Source organism: Jiangella asiatica (assembly GCF_004349065.1).
Classification (GTDB): Bacteria; Actinomycetota; Actinomycetes; order Jiangellales; family Jiangellaceae; genus Jiangella; species Jiangella asiatica.
On record NZ_SMKZ01000027.1, the window covers coordinates 63,194 to 85,868 of the forward strand.

General features: G+C 72.2%; 17 protein-coding genes. 7 read left to right on the forward strand and 10 right to left on the reverse strand.

Translation table 11 applies throughout. From position 1 onward, the window contains the following. Positions 1–13: 13 nt before the first annotated feature. From E1269_RS18650 to E1269_RS18695, 10 genes are all read right to left on the reverse strand, one after another. Positions 14–1,357 carry a hypothetical protein gene (locus E1269_RS18650; protein WP_131897252.1) on the reverse strand — a complete coding sequence of 448 codons (1,344 nt, stop codon included), beginning with the start codon at positions 1,355–1,357 and terminating at the stop codon, positions 14–16. Next, positions 1,354–2,340 (reverse strand): ROK family protein, encoded by a 987-nt coding sequence (locus tag E1269_RS18655; RefSeq protein WP_131897254.1) that lies wholly within the window; start codon positions 2,338–2,340, stop codon positions 1,354–1,356. Before E1269_RS18655 ends, E1269_RS18650 begins: the two co-directional genes overlap by 4 nt. Then, a complete protein-coding gene (locus E1269_RS18660) occupies positions 2,337–3,062 on the reverse strand; it encodes a sugar isomerase domain-containing protein (RefSeq protein WP_131897256.1) in 726 nt (241 codons plus the stop codon). The genes E1269_RS18655 and E1269_RS18660 overlap by 4 nt, the downstream gene beginning before the upstream one ends. After that, on the reverse strand, positions 3,059–4,084 hold the full coding sequence (locus tag E1269_RS18665; protein WP_131897258.1) for a Gfo/Idh/MocA family protein: 1,026 nt from the start codon (positions 4,082–4,084) through the stop codon (positions 3,059–3,061). Before E1269_RS18665 ends, E1269_RS18660 begins: the two co-directional genes overlap by 4 nt. Before the next feature lie 32 nt (positions 4,085–4,116). Then, complete coding sequence (locus E1269_RS18670; protein WP_131897260.1) at positions 4,117–4,947, reverse strand: carbohydrate ABC transporter permease; 831 nt, start codon at positions 4,945–4,947, stop codon at positions 4,117–4,119. Continuing rightward, positions 4,944–5,900, reverse strand: coding sequence for a carbohydrate ABC transporter permease (locus E1269_RS18675; protein ID WP_131897262.1), 957 nt, complete (start codon positions 5,898–5,900; stop codon positions 4,944–4,946). Before E1269_RS18675 ends, E1269_RS18670 begins: the two co-directional genes overlap by 4 nt. Continuing rightward, entirely contained in the window at positions 5,891–7,171 is a 1,281-nt protein-coding gene (locus tag E1269_RS18680) for an ABC transporter substrate-binding protein (RefSeq protein ID WP_131897264.1), read from the reverse strand. The genes E1269_RS18675 and E1269_RS18680 overlap by 10 nt, the downstream gene beginning before the upstream one ends. Positions 7,172–7,302: 131 nt before the next feature. Further along, a complete protein-coding gene (locus E1269_RS18685; RefSeq protein ID WP_131897266.1) occupies positions 7,303–8,301 on the reverse strand; it encodes a LacI family DNA-binding transcriptional regulator in 999 nt (332 codons plus the stop codon). Then, positions 8,295–9,332, reverse strand: a complete 1,038-nt coding sequence (locus tag E1269_RS18690) for an alpha/beta hydrolase family protein (RefSeq protein ID WP_162606494.1) — start codon at positions 9,330–9,332, stop codon at positions 8,295–8,297. Before E1269_RS18690 ends, E1269_RS18685 begins: the two co-directional genes overlap by 7 nt. Positions 9,333–9,499: 167 nt before the next feature. Continuing rightward, positions 9,500–10,963, reverse strand: coding sequence for a rhamnulokinase (locus tag E1269_RS18695; RefSeq protein ID WP_203433874.1), 1,464 nt, complete (start codon positions 10,961–10,963; stop codon positions 9,500–9,502). 232 nt (positions 10,964–11,195) lie between these two features. Between E1269_RS18695 and E1269_RS18700 the strand changes: the two genes are divergently transcribed. The 7 genes from E1269_RS18700 to E1269_RS18730 form a co-directional block, all read left to right on the forward strand. Next, positions 11,196–13,814, forward strand: coding sequence for a family 78 glycoside hydrolase catalytic domain (locus E1269_RS18700; protein WP_131897272.1), 2,619 nt, complete (start codon positions 11,196–11,198; stop codon positions 13,812–13,814). A gap of 125 nt (positions 13,815–13,939) precedes the next feature. Next, positions 13,940–14,302 (forward strand): helix-turn-helix domain-containing protein, encoded by a 363-nt coding sequence (locus E1269_RS32980; protein WP_203433875.1) that lies wholly within the window; start codon positions 13,940–13,942, stop codon positions 14,300–14,302. Between the two features lie 31 nt (positions 14,303–14,333). Next, positions 14,334–15,509 carry an L-rhamnose isomerase gene (rhaI, locus tag E1269_RS18710; RefSeq protein ID WP_131897274.1) on the forward strand — a complete coding sequence of 392 codons (1,176 nt, stop codon included), beginning with the start codon at positions 14,334–14,336 and terminating at the stop codon, positions 15,507–15,509. Continuing rightward, positions 15,503–16,279, forward strand: coding sequence for a class II aldolase/adducin family protein (locus tag E1269_RS18715; RefSeq protein ID WP_131897276.1), 777 nt, complete (start codon positions 15,503–15,505; stop codon positions 16,277–16,279). Before rhaI ends, E1269_RS18715 begins: the two co-directional genes overlap by 7 nt. 41 nt (positions 16,280–16,320) lie before the next feature. Then, a complete protein-coding gene (locus E1269_RS18720; RefSeq protein ID WP_131897278.1) occupies positions 16,321–20,604 on the forward strand; it encodes a DUF5722 domain-containing protein in 4,284 nt (1,427 codons plus the stop codon). Next, complete coding sequence (locus tag E1269_RS18725) at positions 20,601–22,040, forward strand: ABC transporter substrate-binding protein (RefSeq protein WP_131897280.1); 1,440 nt, start codon at positions 20,601–20,603, stop codon at positions 22,038–22,040. The genes E1269_RS18720 and E1269_RS18725 overlap by 4 nt, the downstream gene beginning before the upstream one ends. A 107-nt stretch (positions 22,041–22,147) precedes the next feature. Beyond that, positions 22,148–22,675, forward strand: a 528-nt coding sequence (locus tag E1269_RS18730; protein ID WP_131897282.1) for a carbohydrate ABC transporter permease, incomplete at its 3' end; no start/stop codon positions are given.

Below are 22,675 nucleotides of genomic sequence, written 5' to 3' on the forward strand. Positions count from 1 at the left end.
CGTCGCTCCCTCCTCATCGCGCGTCGTCCCCGCGGGCCAGGGTGAGCGCGGCCGCCGTCAGCCGCTCGACGGTGCCCGGCGCGTAGCGGGTGCTGCCCACCTCGTAGCCGCTGCGCGCGAACTCCCCCAGCTCTGGGAGGTAGCTCGCTGCGCCGTTCGCGTACCCGACCAGGAGCAGCTGCTCGCCGAGCTCCCGGCGCAGCAGGTCGGCGGAGGCGGTCAGCGGCTCCCCGGGCAGTGCCACGATGTGGAAGCGGCCGCCGAGGGTGAAGACCTGCACCGGCAGGGTGGCACCCTCTGGCGGCGGGAAGTCGACGCACAGGTAGCTCGGCCGGCCCGCGAGCAGGTCCTCGATCCACCACGCCTGCGCGGTCGCGGCGACCCGGTCGCGCGCCGCGTCGGTGGGCGCCTCGTCGACGGCGGCCCGCGCCGCGGCCAGCTCCTGGCGAATGCGCTCCGGCGCGACCGAGGGCTTGGCCTCGACGGCGACCTCGTCGAGCCCGGCACCGACGGCATCGACGTCCACGGTGGTGTGCCGCCGGTCCAGCCGCACCGGCAGCTCGCGGTCGAGGCTGAGGTTGATGGTCCGGTTCGGCAGGCAGGCACGGGCCGCGGTGAGGATCGCGTCCGCCGCGCGCACCCCGAGCTGCCGGCCGAACAGACGCATGTCCGCGGCACCCTGGTCGTGGATGAGCGGGTTGACGTCGCCGGCGAAGCCCTGGAGGAACACCGCCCGGCCACCGCAGGCCGCCTCGACGGTGTCGCACAGCGCGCCGGGGAAGTCGCGGGAGTAGGAGGTCATGCCCGGCCCCAGCACGGTGGGGTGACACGCCAGGTTGACCAGCGACACCACCGTCTCCCCGGCGGCGTCCACCGCGACCAGCGCGGTGCCGGTGTCGTCGAGCGGGCCGGCTGGGTCGCGCCGGTTGTGCACCAGGCCGGCGACGTCGAAGCGGACGTGGCGCAGCTCGGCCTCGCGCGCGCTCCGCCCCGCCGCGGCCGCGGCGGACACGGCGGTCCTGGTCAGCTCGGCGCGCAGGGCGTCGTGCCCGAGGCCGACCACCGGACCGCAGTGGGTGTGCGTGGCGGCCACCATGACGCCCGCCGCCGGCACGGCCAGCTCCCGGGCGACGCCCGCCCGGACCGAGGCGGCTAGCGCCGCCGGCACGTAGAGCAGGTCGAGCACCACGAGCACGAGCGTCGCGTCACCGTGGCCGAACACCACGACCCGGCAGGTCAGCTCGTCGTGCGCGCCGTCGGCTCCAGAGGTCCGGGCGGCGTACCCGGCCAGCTCGTGTCCGGGTGCCGGCGTGATCGGCGCGGTCCACGCGCCGACGCGAGCTCGCGAGGCACTCATCGCACACCCTCCTCGTTGCGCGCCAGCGCCGTCATGGTGCGCGGCTCGCGCTCGCACATCCGGGCCGCGCCGTGGATCGCACTGTGGAGCCCGTGCACCGGACGCTCCACCGCGAGGCCGGGGCCGGCCAGGACGTGCATGCGGTCACGCAGGGACGCGAAGAGCCCGCCGTGCGTCATGGCCCCGCCACCGAGGACGAGGACCGTGGCCCGTGCGCGCCTCACCGCCGTCGAGAGCGCACCAGCAAGATAGTCCAGCGCCTGGTCGAGGACCAGCCGCGCCGGGTGCTCGCCCCGCTCCGCCGCTCCGACGACGTCGGCGACGCTCGCCGGGGCGTCGCCGGCGAGGGCCCGGGCCGGACGGTCGGACCCGTCCAGGATCTCCCGGTACCGGCGCAGGATGGCCGGCCCGGAGCTGTAGGCCTCCAGGCAGCCGCGCCGGCCGCACCCGCACGGCGCGGCGTCGTCGCCGGTCACCACGCGGACATGGCCCAGCTCGTGCTCGCCGGTGCCGGCCTCCCAGTCCAGCAGCCCGTCCCGGACCGCTCCCATGCCGATGCCGGTGGACACCGTCACGTACAGCCCGTGCCTGTGCCGCGACCGGGACGGGTGGGTCAGCTCGGCGACGGCCGCCGCCGAAGCGTCGCCGATCAGCTCGACGTCGCAGCCGGTGGCAGCCGCGACGGTGTCGGTCAGCGGGTGGTCGCGCCAGGGGAGGTTCGACGCGGCCAGTACGCGGCCCGCGGCCAGGTCCAGGTGCCCGGCGCTGGCCACCACGATTCGCTCTCCCGGGCGCGGCTCCCACCGCTGGATGGAGCCCAGGACCTGCCGCCCGAGCGCAATGGCGCCGTCGCCGGCGCCGGAGGGGACCCGATGCACGACGTCCGGGGCGCGCGACTCGGCCGACTCGATCTTGGTACCGCCGATGTCGACGACGATCCCGGCGCGGCCGGCGCCGCGGTGCGGTGCGAGGGCTCGGCTCATGCCGGATCGGCGTGGTCGACGTTGGCGCTGCGGATGACGCCCGGGTCCAGGCCGCGCCCGCCGAGGCTGCGGGCCACCGCGACGCTCAGGAGCTGGGCGATCAGCGCGCCGCTGATCGTGGAGACCGCGCCGGAGCGGTCGCCGTTCGGGAGCACGACGGCCGCGTCGCCCACCGGGCCGTGGTTGTCGATGACGTCGTCGGCGAGGTCGCCCAGGCGCAAACCGGACGGGTGGCGCGACGGCACGGCCCGGCTGTGCTGCCGCGAGAGGACGGCCGCGACGTAGACGCCCAGCTCGCGCGCGCGGCTGGCCATCTCGACGATGGCGCCGTTGCGGCCGCTCTGCGACGCGATGAGCAGTGCGTCACCGGCACCGACCTCGAACAGCGCCAGCAGCTCTGGGCCGTTGCGCGGATCGCGTTCCGGCGCGGAGTCGGAGAGCTGGAGGTGCGCCGGCCGCGGCTCGGTGCGCAGGTCGTCGAGGTTCATGGAGACGAAGCCCGGCAGCCCGCCGGCGCGGTGGCACAGCTCGTCGGCGACGGCCTTGGAGTGCCCGGCACCGAAGGCGTAGACGCGGTGGCCGGAGGCGAGGGCGTCGGCGAAGCGCTCGGCCACCCGGCGGATCGTCGCCAGCTCGTGGGTGCCGACCAGGACGGCCGGTGCGAGCAGGGTGTCGGCGGTGGACGCGAGCTCGTCGCCGCCGGGTCCGGTCGTGCCGTTCATCGGGCCGCTCCGTTCGTCGTGAGGTCGGCGCGGGGGAGTACGGCGACGCTGGTGCCTGCCGTGATCGACTCGTGCAGGGCGACCAGCAGCAGCGTGTTGTCGACGGCGTCGGCGAGCGGGTCCGGCGGACGCTCGGCGCCGTCGACGCGGTCGAGGAACTGCGTCAGGCGCGCCTCGGTCCAGTCGTTCACCGCGGGATGGACGTAGGCGTCGCGGCCGGCCAGGTGGATCATCTGGTCGGAGGTGTCCACGTACAGCGCGCCCTCGCTGCCGAGCAGCTCGAAGGTGAAGTCGACGGGGGAGGGCAGGCTGTCGGGCAGGCTCCACGACGACTCGTAGATGCCGCTGAGCTCGCGGTCGTAGCGCACCAGCGCATGGATCAGGTCGTAGGTGTCCACCCCGCGGCCGCGCAGCACGGTCCGGATGCCCGTCGCGGTGACCTCGGTGGCGGTGGCGCCGGTCAGCCACGATGTGAGATCGAAGACGTGGCTGAGCAGGAACCAGCCCGATGTCGTGTTCTCGGCCCACCGCAGCAGCGACGTCGGGTACCGCACGGCGTTGCTGAGCCGGGCGTTCACGCCGATGACGTCGCCGACGTCGCCGCGGTCGACCGCCTCCTTGACGCGGGTGAACACGGGGTTGGAGCGGTTGGTGAAGTTGCACTCCGCGTAGACCCCGGCACCGGCAGCGGCCGCACGCATCCGGGCGGCGGTCTCCGGGTCGGTCGCCAGCGGCTTCTCCACCAGCACCGGCACGCCGCGGTCGACGCAGGCGAGGAACGGCTCGGCGTGCAGGTGGTCGGGGACGGCGATGTAGGCCGCGTCGGGTTGTGTCGCGTCGAGCATCGTGGCGATGTCGTCGAAGGCGCGTGCCCCGCTGCGGTCCCCGAGCCGCCGGGCGGCGGCGAGGTCGGTGTCGCAGACGCCGGCGACGGAGGCACGCCACCGCAGGTTGGTGCCGGCGACGGCGTCGGCGTAGGCGGCACCCATGACGCCGCACCCGATGATGACGAGCTTCGACATGCTTGACGGACCTCTCGGGACGGGGACTCGGGTCACTTGACGGCTCCGGCCGTCAGGCCGACGACCAGGTGACGCTGGAGGAACGCCACGACCAGCACGGCCGGGACCAGCACGACCACGACGGCGGCGCACAGCGGGCCCCACTCGATGCTCTGCTGCCCGATGAACGTCGAGACGTGGACGGTGAGCGGCCGGGTGTTCCGGCCGCTCAGGACCATCGGGATCAGGAACTCGTTCCACGCGAACAGACCGGTGAACACCATGGCGCTGGCGACGCCGGCCCGGGAGACCGGCAGCACCACCAGGAGCAGCAGCCGGACCCGGCCGCAGCCGTCGGCCATTGCCGCCTCCTCGATCTCGACCGGGACGCCGCGCACGAACGACGCCAGGACCAGCGTCGCGAACGGCGTCAGGAACGCCGCGTAGGCCACGACGAGGATCAGCGTGGTGTCGTACAGGCCGATCGACGAGACGACCGAGTACAGCGGCACCAGGAAGACGATGCCGGGAACGGCCTGCGCGAGGACGATGAGCAGGACGAACGCGAACCGCCCGCGCGGTCGCAGCCGGACCAGCGCGTACGCGGACGGGAACGCGACGGCGATGGTGACCAGTGTGGACAACACGGTGACCGTGGCCGACGTGGCGACCGAGTCGGCGAAGGTGCGGGTGCCGAACAGGTCGGTGTAGTTCGACCAGACCGGCGACTCCGGCAGCAGCGACGGCGGGTAGGACTGGGCGTCGCGCGTCGTCTTCAGCGATGTCAGGACCGTCCAGACGACCGGCGAGACGGCGATCGCCGCCGCCAGGGTCAGGACGAGCAGCCGCGCGGCGCGCGGTACGAGTCGTCGGGGCGCACTCATGCTCGCGTCATCCTGCTGAAGAACCAGTAGAACGGCAGCGCCAGCACGGCCATCGCGACGGCCACCGAGCAGGCCCGCCCGATCTGGAAGTTCACCATCGACTCCTGGTAGGCGAGCATCGAGAGGTTGACGGTGCTGTTGCCCGGGCCGCCCCGGGTGACGATGAAGACCAGGTCGAACATCCGGTAGTCCGCCGCGACCCGCAGCGCGGCCGCCACCGCGACGACCGGGACGATCGACGGCAGCGTGATGCTCGTCAGGGTCCGCCACCAGCCGGCGCCGTCCAGCGCGGCCGCCTCGTACAGGTCACCGGGCACGCCGACCAGCGCGGCCAGCAGCAGGAGCGTGACGAAGGGGATGTTGATCCACGAGTTGACGACGACGATGAGCCCGAGGGCGCCCCACGGGTCGCCCAGCACGTTGGGCTGCCACGTGTCGTCGACGAGCGAGGCGAACCACCGGATCGCCCCGAGGTCCGGGTCGGCCAGGAACCGGAAGACCAGCCCGACGGCGACCGGCGTCAGCATCATCGGCAGGCTGATGACCGCGCGCAGCACACCCCGGCCGCGGACCGGCTTGACCAGCAGCAGCGCCAGCCCGAGCCCGATCGGCAGCTGCACGACGACGCTCAGGACGATGACGAGCACGGTGACGCGCAGCGCCGACGCGAAGTCGGAGGTGAACACCTCGGTCGCGTAGTTCCGCCAGCCGACGAAGGCCCGGGGCTCCAGCGAGACCAGGCTCTCGTCGGTGAGCGAGGTGACGGCGGCGACCACCAGCGGCACGCCGACGGCGAAGAGCATCAGCGCCCATGCCGGCGCGCTCAGCGCCAACCCGGTCCACCGGTCCCGGCGGGCCCGTCGCCCGCCCCCGGGCGGCGCGCCGGAGCGCGCCGCCGTCGCCTCGCCGGGGGTCTGGTCGAGCAGGGTCCCGCCGGGCTTGGTCAGCCGCATGTCTCCGCGCCGGACATGATGGACTCGACCTCGCTCTGCGCTGCGGCCAGCAGAGCCTCGGCGTCGGTACCGTCCGATGCGGCGGCGTTGAGCTGGACCGACAGGGCGGTGATGATCTCCGGCATCTGCGTGATGTACGGGAGGTGGTCGCCGCGCGCGGCCGCCTCGACGAGCGTGGGCAGGTACGGGATGCTCTCCAGCGCCGCCTCGTTCTCCAGCAGCGACTGTCGTGCCGGCGGGGGAGCGCCTTCCTCGATGAGGCGGTCCATGGCGTCCTGTCCGAGGGCGAACTCGAGGAACTCCCACGCGGTGTCCTTGGCCGCGGACTGCTCGCCCACGCCGATGAGCCAGCCGAACAGCAGGGTGCTGCCGTCGTCGGTCATCGGGGGCAGCGTCATGTCGAAGGCGTCCAGGACCTGCGACTGGTCCGGGTCGCTGATGGTCGACCAGTACCCGGTGGCGTTGATCTGCTGGCCGACCTGGCCCTGCGCGAACGCCGTCGTCATCTCGTTGCCGCCGCCGTTGACCACCGTCGCGGGCGTGGTGTCGCGGAGGTCCAGGTAGGTCTCGGTCGCGGCGAGCGCCTGCGGCGTGTCCAGCGCGGGCGTGCAGGTCCCGGGCTCGAGCAGGGTACCGCCGTGCAGGTAGATCGCCTCGAGCCAGTAGTAGCCGCCGATCTGCGCGCCGAATCCCGAGCCGTTGCCGGCGACGCCGGAGGCCTCGAGCGCCCGCGCGTTCGCGACGTAGGTGTCCCAGGTCGGCTCCAGAGACAGGCCGAGGTCGGCGAACAGGTCGGTGCGGTACCAGAGCACGTACGGCTCGGTGGACAGCGGGATGCCGTACGCGGTGTCGTCGTAGCGGGCGTACTCGTCGACCTGCTCGGAGAAGTCGCCGGCGTTGTACGCTTCCGACGACTCGACCCGATCGGTCAGGTCGGCCAGCGCACCTGCCTCGACCAGCGCCGCGAGCATCGGGCTGTCGAACTGGATGACGTCGAATCCCTGGTCCGGCTGGCGCGCCCCGAGCAGGATCTGCGAGGTCAGCTGGTCGTAGGGGATGTCGACGAACTCGACCGTCACCCCGGTCTCAGCCTCGAAGTCCGCGGCGATGGCCTGGAGCGCGTCGGCGCTGGGGCTGGACGAGATGGCGACGGTGATGCTGTCGGCCGACCCCGTCGACTCCTCGCCACCGCAGGCGGTGAGCACCAGCGGCACGGCCACCAAGCTGGCGACGATGCCCGCCCTTCCGTACTGTCCGCGCGTTCGCTGCATGAGAGCACCTCTCTGACGTGAGGCGAAAATGTATGAGACGGCTACAAATCAAGGGAAGCACATCCCGTCGGCGGTGCGCAACGCACCTGCCGGGATCGGCCGGAGCGGCGAGGAGAGCGGCGACGGCGGCGTCAGCCGGCCGTGGACTGCCGGACGACCAGCTCAGGCTGGAAGACGATCTGCTGGTGCTCGTGGTCCGCGCGCCCCGAGGAGTGGTCCAGCAGGAGGCGTGCCGCCTCATAGCCCAGCTGGCGCGTCGGCTGCCGCACGGAGCTGAGCGGCACGATCCAGTCCGCCGCGAAGTCGACGTCGTCGTAGCCGATGAGTGCCAGGTCGTCGGGCACCCGGACCCCGTGCCGGGCCAGGGCACGGTAGGCGCCGAAGGCGAGCACGTCGTTCGCGCAGAAGACGGCGGTGGGGCGCCGCCGCCGCAGGAGCCCGTCGATCGCGGCCGAGCCGGACCGGATGTCCATGCCGTCGTTGTGGCTGACCACGATCGCCTCGGCGGGGTCGAGTCCGAACCGGGTGACGGCCTGGCGCGCGCCGGCCAGCCGGTCGGAGTGCTGGCGGACCGAGGTCGGCCCGGCGACGTAGGCGATGTGGCGGTGGCCGAGTTCGAGCAGGTGTGTCATCGCCAGGTCGCCGCCCCGGACGTCGTCGACTGCGACCGAGCACTCGCGGCTCGATCCCTGCCGGTCGAGGTAGACGAACGGGATGTCGTGCTCGGCGAGGATGCGATGCGCCGACCGGGTGCCGCGTGACGGCGTGATGAGCACGCCGCGGACCCGTTCGGCGGCGAGGGTGCGCAGGTGCCGTTCCTCGCGGTCGACGGAGTCGTCGGAGTTGCACAGGATCACCGCGTGGTCGGCCTCGGTGGCCGCGTCCTCGACGCCGCGTGAGGCCTCGGTGAAGAACGGGTTGGACACGTCGATGACGACGAGCCCGATGACGCGGCTCATCGCACCGCCGAGCTGCCGGGCGTGCTGGTTGGCGACGTAGCCGAGCGCGGCGATGGCGGCGAGCACGCGTTCGCGGGTCTTGTGCGACACGATCTCGGGGCGGTTCAGCGTGTTCGACACCGTGCCCAGAGACACGCCGGCGTGCGCGGCGACGTCGGCGATGCTCACCATGTTCGGTTCCTTGCCACGCACCACAGCGGATCGCCCTTCGGTCTGCGCCCCGTCTCGGCGGCACGCCCGGTGAGAAGGCCGGTGGTGCTGGTTCCGGTGGCGGTCCGCGCGGAGAGGAACGCCGCCGAGAAGCCGTCGGCTGGGACATCGGCTCTCACAGTAGCCCCGTCGATCACCGCGACGGTGCTTCGCCACCGCCGCGTCGTCCATGGTCCGGTGTCGCGGGTGTGATGGAGGGCGGCGTGGAGCACCGGTGTCGCGGACTCGACCTCGGCCCGCAGGTGCCCGCCGACGACGCGGGCCGCTCGCAGGGCGGGCAGCGCGGGGCCGCCACCCAGGGCCGCCGCCGCGAAGGCGTACGGCTCGGTGAGCCGCCACGCGGCCTCGTGATCGTGTTCGAGGCCGGGGACGATGCGCCTGGTGACCGGGCCGCGGGCCAGACCGGCGGTGGCGTCGAACGCGTCGAGGGGGAAGCACGGGTCGCCGGTTCCGGTCAGCCATAGCGTCGGCGCCGTGACGCGGTGCACATGGCGCGCGAGGTCGAACGCGGCGGTCCACCGCCGGGCCGTCGCCGCCGGCAGGTCGCGCAGAAGCGCGCTCCAGGCGCTGTCCCGGGCGAGGAAGCCCGCGGCGTACACGTCCACCGCGTAGCGCAGCCGGGGATCGGCCGAGGCCAGCAGCAGCGCGACGTACCCGCCCCACGAGACGCCGCACACGCCGACGGCCCGCGGGTCCACGCCGGGCAGGGACCGCACGAAGGTGACCGCGTCGACACAGGCCTCGACCGCCTGGTGGAGCCAGCTGTGCCCGGTGCCCTGCGCGACGGCGTCGAAGATGCCGGCGTGGTCCAGCCGGGCCGGCCGTGCCTCGCCGGCGACCGCACGTGGCGCGCCGAGGTCAAGGGCCAGTGCGGTGTGTCCGCGCGCGGCCCACGACCGTGCCCACCGCGGCTCGGCGCGACCGCCGCCACCGTGCAGGAGCACGACGGCGGACGAGCCGGGCCCGTCGCTCACCGCGGGCCGTGCCAGCACCGCGGCCACGTCACGCGCCGGCGTGAGGTCGGCAGGACAGCGCAGGACGACGCGCGTGACACGCCCGCGCGTCGCGCCTGCGCCGGATGCCTCGACCATCCTCGCCCCGACGGCCGGCGGCTCCTGGCGCCGGGCCCGCGCCCGTACGCGCGCAGTCCACGGCGTGGTCATGACGCCGGCGCGAGCAGGGCCTCGAACCGCCGGCGCGCCGTCTCGACCGCGGGGCTCCCGCGCGGCTCGTACCGCGCCGTCCGCGACGACGCCGCGCTCATGGCGCGCACGGCCACGAGCTCGTCGGCGGTGCCTGCTCCGAGTGCTTGGACCAGCAGGTTGCCCAGGGCGGTCGCCTCGACGGGCCCGGCGACCACGGGCAGCCCGGTGGCGTCGGCGGTGAGCTGGCACAGCAGGGTGTTGTTGGCGCCGCCGCCGACGAGATGGACGACGTCGACCCGGGACCCGGACAGGTGAGCGGCCTGGCCGACGTAGTGGGCGAAGGCCAGGGCGAGGCTGTCGATGACGCACCTGGTCGTCTCCGCCTCCGTCGCGGGGACCGGCTGGCCGGTGCGTTCGCAGAAGCGGGCGATCTTCCCCGGCATGTCGCCAGGACGGGCCAGCTCCGGGGCATCCGGATCGACGATGCCGGTGAACCCCGGCACGTCGGCCGCCGCCCGGACCAGCGCGGGCAGGTCCCGCGCGCGCCCGTCGCGCGACCACGTGCGCAGGCACTCGGAGAGGATCCACAGCGCGGTCAGGTTCTTCTGGTAGCGCACCGAGCCGGCGGCACCGAGCTCGTTGGTGAAGCCCGCGGCGCGGCTGGCCTCGGACCTGATCGGCCGGTCGAGCTCGACGCCGGCCAGCGCCCAGGTGCCGCACGAGATGTACGCGACGTCGTCGCCTGCCGCCGGGACGGCGGCGACGGCGGACGCGGTGTCGTGGGCGGCGACCGCGCGCACGGGCAGCGCGGCCCTCAGACCGAGATCGTCGACGAGGCCGGCACGCAGCTCGCCGATGACGTCTCCGGCGCGACGGGTCTCGGGGAACAGCCGCCGCGGGAGGCCGTGTGCGTCGATGGTCTCCTCCGACCAATGCCCGGCCGGGTCGAAGAGCTGCGACGTGCTGGCCAGCGTCCGCTCGGCGCCCAGCTGGCCGGTCAGTAGGTAGGCGAGCAGGTCGGCGATGAAGACCAGGCGGGCGGATGGGTCGAGCGCGCCGGCGCGCCGTTCGGCGACCAGCTGTGTGAGCGTGTTGATCTCCTGGTTGGGGACGCCGGTGCGGCGGTACAGTGCGGCCTCGTCGAGCTCGTCGGCCAGACCGCGGGTGCGTGCGTCGCGGTAGTGGTACGGCAGTCCGATGAGGCGGCCGTCCGCGCCGACCAGTCCGTAGTCGACGCCCCACGAGTCGATGCCGACACCGCGCACGTCCCCGGCGTCGCGCACCGCGCGCCGCACACCGTCCAGCACGTTCTGGTAGATGGCCGGGAGGTTCCAGTGCAGCCCGTCGGGCCACGACAGCGGCTCGTTCGGGAACCGTGCCACGGTGTCCGTCGTGACCGATCGCCCGCTGACCCGGCCCACGATCACCCGCCCGCTGGTGGCGCCGAGGTCGACCGCCACGTACGTGTCCGTGCTCAAGTCTCCTCGCTCAAGGTTCCTCACCGGTCGGGTGGAACGCGGGTCCGGTCGACGCTCCGGCGGGACACCGCTGGTGCCGCGAGTCTTCGACAGGCCCTGGCGCGTGAGCAAGCCGATGGCCGAACCTGGACAGGGCGACGGCGGGCCGAGTCCGACAACGGTCAGAACGATGTACACCAGGCCCGTGGGCGAGCAGGCTCGTGTCCACGTCCACTCGTGAGGAGAGAGCAACGTGACCGTCGTGAACCGTCTCCGCGTCGAACACCGCGACGCGCCGCTGGCCGTCGAGGCCGAACGGCCGCGGCTGAGCTGGCAGCTGAGCAGCACCGACCGCGGTGTGCGCCAGGCCGCGTATTGCGTGGTCGTGTCGCGCGACGCCGAGGGCTCGCCGCTCTGGAACTCCGGCACGGTGACCTCGGCCGAGACGGTCGGCATCGAGTACGAGGGCCCCACTCTCGAGCCCTTGACCACCTACGTGTGGAGCGTCGTCGTGACGCTCGAGGGCGGCGACGAGGTTCGGTCGGAGCCGGCCCGGTTCGAGACCGGCCCGGACACCCGCGCCTGGGACTCCGCCGAGTGGATCACGCTGCCGAGGTCGAAGTACTACCACGACGAGCACCGCCCGGCACCGTGCCTGCGGCGGCGGCTCGACGTGGACCGGCCGGTGCGGCGCGCCCGCGTCTACGCGACGGCCGGCGGGGTGTTCCAGCTCTGGCTCAATGGGGCACCGGTCACCGCCGCCACACTGGCGCCGGGGTGGACGGACTACCGCTTCCGGGTGCCGTACCACGCCTATGACGTCACCGAGCTGCTGGGCGAGTCCAACGTGCTGGGCGCGGTGCTGTCCGACGGCTGGTACAGCGGCAACGTCGGGCCGTTCCACAAGCGGGAGTTCTGGGGCGAGGTGCCGGTCTTCCGCGCGGTCATCGTCCTCGACCACGCCGACGGCTCCCGCACGGTGACCGGCACCGACGGTTCGTGGGAGGGCACGTTCGGCCCGATCCAGGCCTCGGACCTGCTGCAGGGCGAGACCTACGATGCACGGCTGGAACTCGGCGACTGGTGTGCGTCCGGTGCGACCGATCGGGGCACCTGGCGGCCGGTCGCCGTCGAGAAGGGCCCGGAGGGACGGCTGGTGCCGGCGCTGATCGACGCTGCCGGCCCGTACACCGAGATCGCCCCGGTCGCAATCACCGAGCCGGTGCCGGGGTCGTTCGTCGTCGACCTCGGGCAGAACCTGGCCGGCCGAGTCCGGCTGCGCGCCAGCGGTCCGGCCGGCACCATCGTGCGGGTGCGCCACGCCGAGGTGCTCAACCCCGACGGCACGATCTACACCGACAACCTGCGCGGCGCTCGCGCGACGGACACGTTCATCCTGTCCGGCGGCGACGACGTGTTCGAGCCCACCTTCACCTTCCACGGCTTCCGCTACGCCGAAGTCACCGGCTACCCAGGCACACTCGACGCCGACGCCGTCACCGGTGTCGCCATCTCGTCGCTGACCGGGTTCGCCGGCGGCATCGAGACCGGGAACCAGCTGGTCGACCAACTGCAGCACAACATCCAGTGGGGGATGCTCAGCAACTTCATCGAGGTGCCGACCGACTGCCCGCAGCGCGACGAGCGCCTGGGATGGACCGGCGACGCGCAGATCTTCACCCCGACCGCGATGTTCAACGCCGATATCGCCAGCTTCATGACCAAGTGGATGGACGACATCGGCGACACTCGCATGGACAACGGGGCGCTGCCCGACATCGCGCCGTGCGTGGTGCTGGAGTGGGCCCGCGAGGGCTCGCCCGGCTACGCCGACGCCGGCGTCGTCGTCCTGTGGGCGATGTACCACGAGTACGGCGACCGGCGGATCGTCGAACGGCACCTCGACGCTGGCCTGGGCTGGCTGGAGTACATCCGCTCGCGCAACCCCGACCTGATCTGGCGCGAGGGGCGCAACAACGACTACGGCGACTGGCTGGCGCCCGAGGAGACGCCGAAGGACCTGGTCGCGACCGCGTACTTCGCCCGGTCCGCGGCCCTGGTCGCCGAGCAGGCACGGGTGGCCGGCCGTGCGGGTGACGCCGCGGCGGCGCGGTCGCTGGCCGACGCGGTCGCGGCCGCCTTCCGCGACGCGTTCGTCGAGCCCGACGGCACCGTCACGGCCGGCACCCAGACCGCGTACGTGCTGGCGCTGGCGTTCGACCTGCTGCTGCCCGCACAGCGGGACACCGCGGCGAAGGCGCTCGCCTTGGAGGTGGAGCAGCGCGGGCACGTGACGACGGGGTTCCTCGCCGTCAGCCACCTGCTGCCAACCCTGACCGGCATCGGCCGGACCGACCTCGCCTACCGGCTGCTGCTCAACGACGAGTACCCGTCGTGGGGGCACCACATCAAGCACGGTGCCACCACGATCTGGGAGCGCTGGGACGGCTGGCGGCCCGGCGTCGGCTTCCAGGACCCGTGGATGAACTCGTTCAACCACTTCGCGCTGGGATCGGTCGGGGAGTGGGTCTACCGGCACGTCGGCGGGATCGCGCCCGCCGCGCCCGGGTACGCCCGCGTCACCGTCGCGCCGCGGCCAGGCGCCGGCATCGACCGGGCGCATGCCTGGCACGACACCGTGCGCGGCCGCGTCGACGTGCGGTGGTCGGTCGCCGACGGTGCCGTCACGCTGGACGTCGACGTGCCCGCCAACGTGACGGCCGAGGTGGTCATCCCGGGCCTGGCCGCGACCGAGGGCGGCGTCCCGGTCGCCGACGCGCCGGGCGTCTCCGAGGTGGCCGAGGACGGGTCGGGCACGCACCTGGTGGCCGGCTCCGGCCGCTACGAGTTCCGGGCGACCATGCCGCACTGACGAGGTCGCCGGGGTCCTGACCACGTTCGGACAGGACCCCGGTCCACCCCTTGACCGGTCCGAAACACGCCCGTAACGTGCTCGGAACACGAATTGAAGCGCTTCAAAACCCGGAGGTGGTTCGCATGCCCGAGGTCGCCGTCATCGACCGACGGCCATCCTGGCCGCGCTCGCCCGCGCCGGCCCAGGTCGCGGCCGGTGCGCGGCCCGGCTGGGCGGACGCGCACGCCACCCCGGCCGGCCCGGACGGCCACGACCGCCGAGGTGCGATGTGGCTGGTGCGGTCGTCGCAGACCCCGGCGGTCTCGCGTGCCGATCTCGAGCTCCTCGCGCTGCTCGCCACCGGCATGCCGGCGCCGCGGGTGGCACGCACCCTCGCGGTGAGCGACCGGACCATCCGTCGCCGGGTCAGGTCGATCTGCGACGCGATCGGGGTCGGCACCACGATCGAGGCCGTCGCCTGGGCCGCCCGACGGCGACTCATCTGACGCCGTCTTCCCACGAGACACAGGAGGCACGATGACCGACGCCGAGCACATCGTCGATCGGCTGAGCCGTCAGCACATCGAGACCCAGTCATGGGGCTACGTGAGCACCGGGACGCGGTTCAAGGTCTACAACACTCCGGGCACGCCGCGCGATGTCCACGAGAAGATCGACGACGCTGCTCTCGTCCATCGCCTCACCGGCGTGGCGCCAACGGTGGCCCTGCACATCCCGTGGGACCGGGTCGACGACTACGCCGCCCTGGCCGGCTACGCGCAGGAGCAGGGTGTCCGCATCGGCTCGATCAGCCCGAACCTGTTCCAGGACGACGCCTACCGGCTCGGCTCGCTGACCAGCGAGGACGCGGCAGTACGCAAGCAGGCCACCGCGCACGTCCGCGAGTGTGTCGACATCATGACGGCGGTCGGCTCGGACCGGCTGTCGATGTGGATCGCCGACGGCACCAACTACCCTGGACAGGGCAGCTTCCGGCGTCGTAGGCGCCACCTCGAGGACGGCCTGCGCGACGCGTACGAGGCGCTGCCCGGACACGCGGAGATGATCCTCGAGTACAAGTTCTTCGAGCCGGCGTTCTACCACACCGACATCGCGGACTGGGGCCAGTCGCTCACCCTGTGCGAGGCCCTGGGGGAGCGCGCCAGGGTCCTGGTCGACATCGGTCACCACGCGCTGGGCGTCAACATCGAGCACATCGTCGCCACGCTCCTCGACCGTGGGCGCCTCGGCGGGTTCGACCTCAACAGCAAGAAGTACGGCGACGACGACCTGTTCGTCGGCGCGATCAACCCGCAGGAGACGTTCCTGATCGCGCTGGAGCTGGTCAGCGCCGAAGACGACGCGGACGCCGCCGTCTCCGCGGCCGCCCGGTCGATCCTCTACAAGATCGACCAGTGCGCGATGATCGAGGACAAGATCCCGGCGATGATCCGCAGCGTGACCGCCATGCAGACCGCGTTCGCCAAGGCGCTGCTGGTCGACCGCGACGCGCTGGACCGGCGGCGGGTCGAGGGCGACGTCGTCGGCGCCAACGAGATCGTCAACGACGCCTTCGAGACCGACGTCCGGCCGCTGCTGGCACGGGTGCGCGACCGGCTCGGCGTGCCGGCCGACCCGCTGGCCGCGTACCGCGAGTCCGGCGAGCAGGAACGGCGCAACGCCGAGCGCGTCGGGACACCGGCCGGATGGTGAGCACCGCCGCTGGGCAGGCCAGCGGGCCGGCCGCCGAGCTGGCCCGGCTCTGCCGCGAGCTGGGCGACCCCGCCGCGGGGTTCGTGGTCGCCGGCGAGGGCAACGCCTCGGGTCCCGGGCCGGACGGCACCGTCTACGTCACCGCGAGCGGCAGCCGTCTGGCCGAGGCCGACGAAGGATCGCTGGTCCGCATCCGCCCGGACGGTCTGGTCGCGGCCCTGGAGCGCGACGGCACCGACGACGAGTGGCTCGAGGCCCTGCTGGCGAGCCGGGTCGACGACACGGCGGCGCGGCCGACCGTCGAGGCCGGCCTGCACGCCGTGGTCGCCGCGGCGATGGGGCCGGTCTACGTCGCGCACACGCACCCGGTCCACGCGCTGGCCGTGCTCTGCGGCGAGCACGGACCGAGCCTTGCCACCCAGCGGCTGTACCCGGACCACGTCGTCATGCTCGGCGAGACGGCGTGCTGGCTCCCGTACGTCGATCCAGGGCAGGAGCTTGCCCGCGCGACGGGCCATGAGCTGCACCGGTTCCGCGCGAGCACCGGCCGCTGGCCGCGGCTGCTGCTCGCGGGCAACCACGGGGTCTTCGCCTTCGGCAGCACGCCGAGGCAAGCCCTGGACACGACGATCATGACCGAGAAGATCGCGCGGATCACCATCGCCGCCGCGTCGATCGGTGGCGTCACGCCGTTGGCGCCGTCCGAGGTGGAGCGGATCGGGTCTCGCGAGGACGAGACCTACCGCCGCCGACTGCTGAGCACGTCCTGACGCCGGCACGTTCCGGCGCATCCGACGAAGGAGCAGCGAACATGGGCAGAGCGAGGACATCCGGTGGCGGGCTGGCGGCGGTGGTGCTGGCCGCGCTGACCCTGGTGGCGCTGGTCGCTGCCGGCGTGCCGGCGGGAGCGACCAGCACGCCGGCGGGAACGGCCGGGGTGCCGTCGACGGGCGACTACGGCGGGCCGCGGGCGTGCCAGGAACCGGCAGCGGGCATCACCGAGGTGAGCGTCGGGAACGACACCGTCACCATCACCGGAGCGGTCTCCGAGCGGTGTCCGCAGTCGGTGGAGATCCACGAGGTGGCTCCGTCGGCCGACGGCGCCACCGTCACCGAGGCGCCGGCCTCCACGCCGCTGGAGGTCGTGCGGCCGGATCGCGACGGCACCTTCCGCGCGACCGTCGACCGCACGGCCGCCGGGGCGGACCGGCTCTACAGCGGGTTCGTGGCCGTCGGCGTGCGTGGCGACACTCGCACGCTGCTCGGGAGCACCCGCTTCGCCGACGACTGGACCCTCGACGCGCCGAACTCCGCGCCGCGGCCGGAGCCGACCACCCAGAAGGGCGTCGCGGTGACCATGACCAGCGACGCCGAGGCGGTCGGCGCCGGACATGCCGCCGTGACCGTCGGCGTCAACTATTTGATGACCGCGGGACCGGGCGAACCGGGCCAGAGCATCGAGTTCGAGTACGGGGGAGAGACCTACTACTTCGACCGGTCCTACGTCGACTGGCTCGACCACATGATCAAACCGCTGTCGGACAACGACATGCTGGTCTACCTCGTGCTGGTGCTCGTCTACGACCAGGAGCCGAACTCGTCGTTCCCGATCCTGGTCCATCCCGAGGCGCCGACCGGGGCGCCCACCTCCTTCATGACGTACGCGTTCAACACCGTCACGCCGGAGGGGATCGCGCACTACACCGCGGTCATGGAGTTCCTGGCCTCCCGGTACACCCGCGACGACGAGCGGTACGGGCGCGCGATGGACTACATCGTCGGCAACGAGATCGACTCGGCCGGCATCTGGCAGCAGATGGGCGGCAAGACCCTGCCGGAGTTCCTGCGGCACTACGAGCCGGCGCTGCGGATCGGGTTCAACGCCGCACGCAAGTACCACGCCGACGCTCGCGTCTACACCTCGCTCGATCACTTCTGGACCACCAACGCCAACCCGAACGACCCGCTGAAGTTCTACGACGGCCGCGACGTGCTCGACGGCCTGGCGGCGCTGACGAAGGACCGCGGCGACTTCCCGTGGCAGCTGGCGTACCACCCCTACCCGGCGAACATGCTGGACCCGAGGGTGTGGGACGACCCGGTGACCGACGACCCGGACACGCCGAAGATCACATTCAAGAACATCGCCACGCTGCCTGAGTACCTGGACCGTCCGGAACTCCACTACGACGGGGAGCCGCGGCGGGTCATCCTGTCCGAGCAGGGCTGCCAGAGCCCCACCAACAGCGCCGCGGACCAGGAGCTGCAGGCGGCATGCTTCGCCTACGCGTACTACAAGATCCTCGCCGCGGACGGCATCGACGCGTTCATCTGGGACCCGCAGGTCGACAACCGCCAGGCCGGCGGACTGCGCATCGGGTTGTGGACCTGGGACGAGAGCCGCACCGACTTCCCGGCCTCGCCCGGTGAGAAGAAGCAGATCTACGACCTCTTCGCGAACATCGACACCCCCGGCTCGCTCGAGCTGACCGAGTTCGCCAAGGACGTCATCGGCATCGACGAGTGGACCGAGGTGATACCGGGCTTCGACCCGTCCATGATCGACCAGCGGCGACCCACCCAGCAGGTCGGTGCGAGCGGCTACGCCTCCGTCGCCGGCGCGACCACGGTGTCCGGCTTCGAGGACGGCGTCGACGGCTGGCAGGCGTCGGACCACGTCGGCCGGATCGAGTCGGTCCCGGACGAGCAGGCCGCCGAGGGCGACCACGTGCTGCGGGCGCACTTCGACGACGCCGACGTCGTCCAGTCCAACGGGACCAATTCCAAGACGTGGCGCGGCGTCGACCTCCCACTCGCCGAGCCGCTGGACGCCTCCGTGACACCCCACCTCGCGCTCCAGGTGCGCGTACCCGAGCCGGAGCCCGGCGCCTTCTCGCCGGTCAACCGGTTCTCGGTCCAGGTGCGCGCCTACGGTGCCGACGGCACCGTGGCGACCGGCGTCGCCGCGGTCGAGGCGGACTCGACGTGGCAGCCGGTGCAGCTGGACCTGTCGTCGTGGTCGGGGCGCGACGAGATCACCAGGATCAAGGTCTGGGCGAAGGGCAGCAGCGGCGACGACTGGCTCGGCACGTTCGACGTCGACGGCGTCGTGCTCGCCGAGGACGCCGACCTCACCGGGGTGCGGCCCAACCTCGACCTGCGGGCGCGCGCGGCCGTCCGGGGCGCACCCGGCTCGCAGTTCAGCGTCGACGTGGTCAACAACGGCACGGCACCGCTGACCGGCGACCTCGAGGTCGGCACCTGCGACGCCATCACGATCACCGAGCCGAGCCTCCCGGTCGCCGGGCTGGCCCCGGCCGGCGGCGCGACGACTGTCACCGCGACGCTGGAGACCTTCGCGCCGGTGGACCCGGACTTCCCGCTGCTGTGCCTGATCCTCGGCGAGCACCGCTACGCCGTCACGATCGAAATGCCTGCGCCACCGCCGACCCTCATCTACGACTTCGAGGACGGCACCCAGGGGTGGACCGCCGGTGAGAACGTCGTCTCGGTGGCGACGGCCTCGTCGTTCCCGAACGGCCCGCAGCGCCCGCACGGCGGCACCTACGCCCTCGACGCGATCATGGCCGACGGTGACGTCTCGCAGGCCAAGACGGTGTCGGTGCGGCCGGAGACGCCGCTCGACCTGGGCACGGCCGAGGAGGTGTACGCCTGGGTCGACGCCTACGGCGGCGTGCCCGGCGCGACCGGCTACGAGGCGACCCTGACGCTGCACAGCGGCGACGAGTCGATCTCACAGGCCATGCCGGACTTCGTGCCGGACTCCTGGAACCGGGTCGCCGTCGACGTGTCGGACTGGCCGCACCGCGACGCCGTCACCGGCATCGACGTGTCCTACCGCGTCCTCGGGACCGACTTCGACTGGGTGGGCGGACCGCACCTGCAGGTCGACGACGTCGGAGTCACCGAGAGCGCCGGCTCGCTGCCCGCCTGGCGGGCGGCATGGGGCGCGTCGATCGGCGGCCACTACGGCGGCGACAGCAGGCCGGACGCCACCTACCGGCAGGCGCTCGACCTGTCCACCGGCGGCAGCGCGGTGCGGGTCCGGTTCGTCAACCCGTTCTCCGACCAGGACCTCGTGTTCGACGCCGCCTCGGTGGGCGTGCGTGCCGGCACCGGCGCGGACGTCGAGGGCGAACCGCGGCCGCTGACCGTCATGGGATCGGCGGAGATCCGGGTGCGGCCCGGCGAGACCGTGTACACCGACCCCGTGGCCCTACCCGTATCCGCCGGCGACGACCTCCTCGTCAGCACCCACGCCGCGGCCTCGCTGCCCCTGCTGTCGCACGACTGGGCGCTGAAGACCCAGTACGCGACCGTCGAAGGAGCCGGCGACCACACCGGCGACGCGGGGGGCGCGGCGTTCGCACCGGTGAGCACGAGCACGTACTGGCTGGACGCGGTCGACGTTCTCGGCGCCCAGGTGCGGGGGACCGTCGTGGCCCTCGGCGACTCGATCACCGACGGGGCGGGCGCCGACCTCGACGCCGACAACCGGTGGCCCGACGTGCTGGCCGACCGGCTCGACGCGCTGGCGCCGGACGACCCGCGGCGGCGCGCGGTGGTCAACGCGGGGATCGGCGGCAACACGCTCAACTCCGTCGAGAACCCCCTGGTCGGTGTCAACGGCCTGGCCCGGCTGGACCGCGACGTGCTGACCCAGACCGGCGTGACCGACGTCGTGGTGTTCCACGGGACCAACGACATCTATGTCGGCGAGACCGCGGCGCACGTGATCGCTTCCCTGGAGACCGCGGCACAGCGCATCCACGACGCCGGGGCGCGGGCCGTCGTCGCCACGCTCATCCCGCGTGGCAACGGCGTGGGCTGGACCGCCGAACACGAGGAACGACGGCTCGAGGTGAACGAGTGGATCCGCTCGAACACCGTGTACGACGCCGTGATCGACTTCGACGCCGTCGTCGACGACCCCGCCGATCCGGGCCACATCCGAGCCGACTACGACGCCGACGGCACGCATCCCAACGCGGCCGGTTACGCGGCGATGGCAGGCGCCATCGACCTCGACCTCTTCGCCGCGACGAGCACGCAGCAGACAGGAGCCCTTCGATGACACCCCTGACGAGCAGGAGAACCGCCGTACGAGCCGGCGCGCTCGTCGTCGCAGCGACACTGATGGTGAGCGCGTGCGGCGGCGGCGACGACGGCGAGAGCGACGGCCAGGTGACGATCACCATCGCCGGACCCAACCAGTGGACCACCGACCCGGACACCTTCGGCCCGGCCTGGGAGGACCTCGTCGCCCGGTTCGAGGAGGAGGAGCCGGGAATCAACGTCGAGACGAACGTGCTGCCGGCGGACTTCGGCGACACCCTCTCCACGCAGCTGGCCGCCGGGACGGCGCCGGAGCTGATCTTCCGCAGCGTCTCGCACACGGCCGACCAGGTCGTGCCGCTCGACGATTACCTCCAGGAGCCCAACCCGTACGTAGAGGGCAACGAGCGCTGGATCGACCTGTTCAACCAGGACTACTTCGGCCCCGACGCGGTCAGCGCGCGCAACGCGGCCGGCAACTACGAGTTCATCCCCTTCAACCTGGTGATCCTCGGACTGTTCTACAACGCCGAAGCGCTGGCCGAGGCCGGCCTCGACGGCCCGCCGGAGACCTTCGGCGAGCTGATCTCCGCCTGCAGCGACCTGCGAGACGCCGGCTACGACCCGTTCGCCATCACCGCCGGGTTTCTCAACCAGGGCTGGACCGTTCAGAACATCAGCTCGATGCTGATGGCGAAGTACGCCGACGAGTGGAACCAGTACGGCCCGGACAACGAACCCGGCAGGTCCGCCACCGTCTCGATCAAGAGCATGGCCAGGGCCGTCCTGACCGGCGAGCTCGACGCGACCACCATCCCCGAGGTCGGCGAGACGCTGCGGCTGACCAAGGAGTTCTACGACGAGTGCGCGACGCCCAACTGGTCCGGCATCACCACCGGGGGCGGCTTCGAGGACCTGCTGTCGGGCAAGGCGGCGATGGCCTACGCGTCGAACTTCTACGCCCCGCTGCTCGAGGACGCCGGCTTCGAGTGGGCGACCATGCCGTTCCCGCAGGTGACGGAGGACGACTCGGCCCTCTCCACGGGCGAGCCTGCCCGGCACGGCGCCAACACCGAGGGCACCAGCTACATGATCCCCTCGACCACGACCGGCGAGGAACTCGACGCCGCCATCAAGTTCCTCCAGTTCATCACCAGCCCCGAGGGCGGCCAACCCTGGCTGGACGGGTCGGGTGGCATCCCGTCGCTGGAGGGCGCTACCCCCGCGCCCGGGCTCGAACCGCTGATGACCGGCGTCTGGGCCGAGCCGCTGCCGGTGCAGTCGCTGTCGGCGCTTGTGCCCAAGGCGAAGTTCTGGACGCCGATCTACGACGGCTACCTGCTGGGCTCGACGTCGCTGGAGGACACGCTGGCCGGCCTGCGCGAGGACTGGATTCAGTGGGCGACGGAGCAGGTCGAGGACGGTGGCTGGACGGATGACTGGGCGCAGAGCTGACCGGTCCGGCGCGAGGGAGTGACGCGCGGATCGCGGCTGCGGCAACCGGGACCGGCCGCGCCCACGGCCCACGATGTACTGCGCCCCGACGCTCGACGGAGGACACGATGACAGGAACGGTTGGAGCGCCGCTCACACCACCGCCGCTCACACCACCGCCGGTCCGGGAGTCCCGGCCGGAGCTGGCGCAGCGGCGGCGCGGGATCCCCTGGCTCGCCTATGTGGCGTTGGTGCCGTTGGTGGTGGTGTTGGTGGTGTTTCAGTACTACCCGGCGGTGAGTGGGATCGCGCGGTCGTTTTGGGATTGGAATCCGGGTCAGGTGTCGTCGTTTGTTGGGCTGGACAACTACGCGAGGATGGTTGATGACGATATTTGGTGGCGGTCGTTTCGGAATTTGGGGTTCATTTTCGTTTTTGGTGTGGTGTCGTGGGTGATTCCGTTGGTGGCGGCGGAGTTGTTGATTTCGTTGCGGGGTGAGCGGGCGCAGTTCGTGTTCCGGACGTTGTTGATCGTGCCGATGGCGTTTCCGGGGGTGGTGACGGCGTTGGTGTGGTCGTTCATGTATCACCCGAACAACGGGGTGATCAACCGGGGCTGTCTCTTATACACAACTGACGCTGCCGACGAAGCTAGA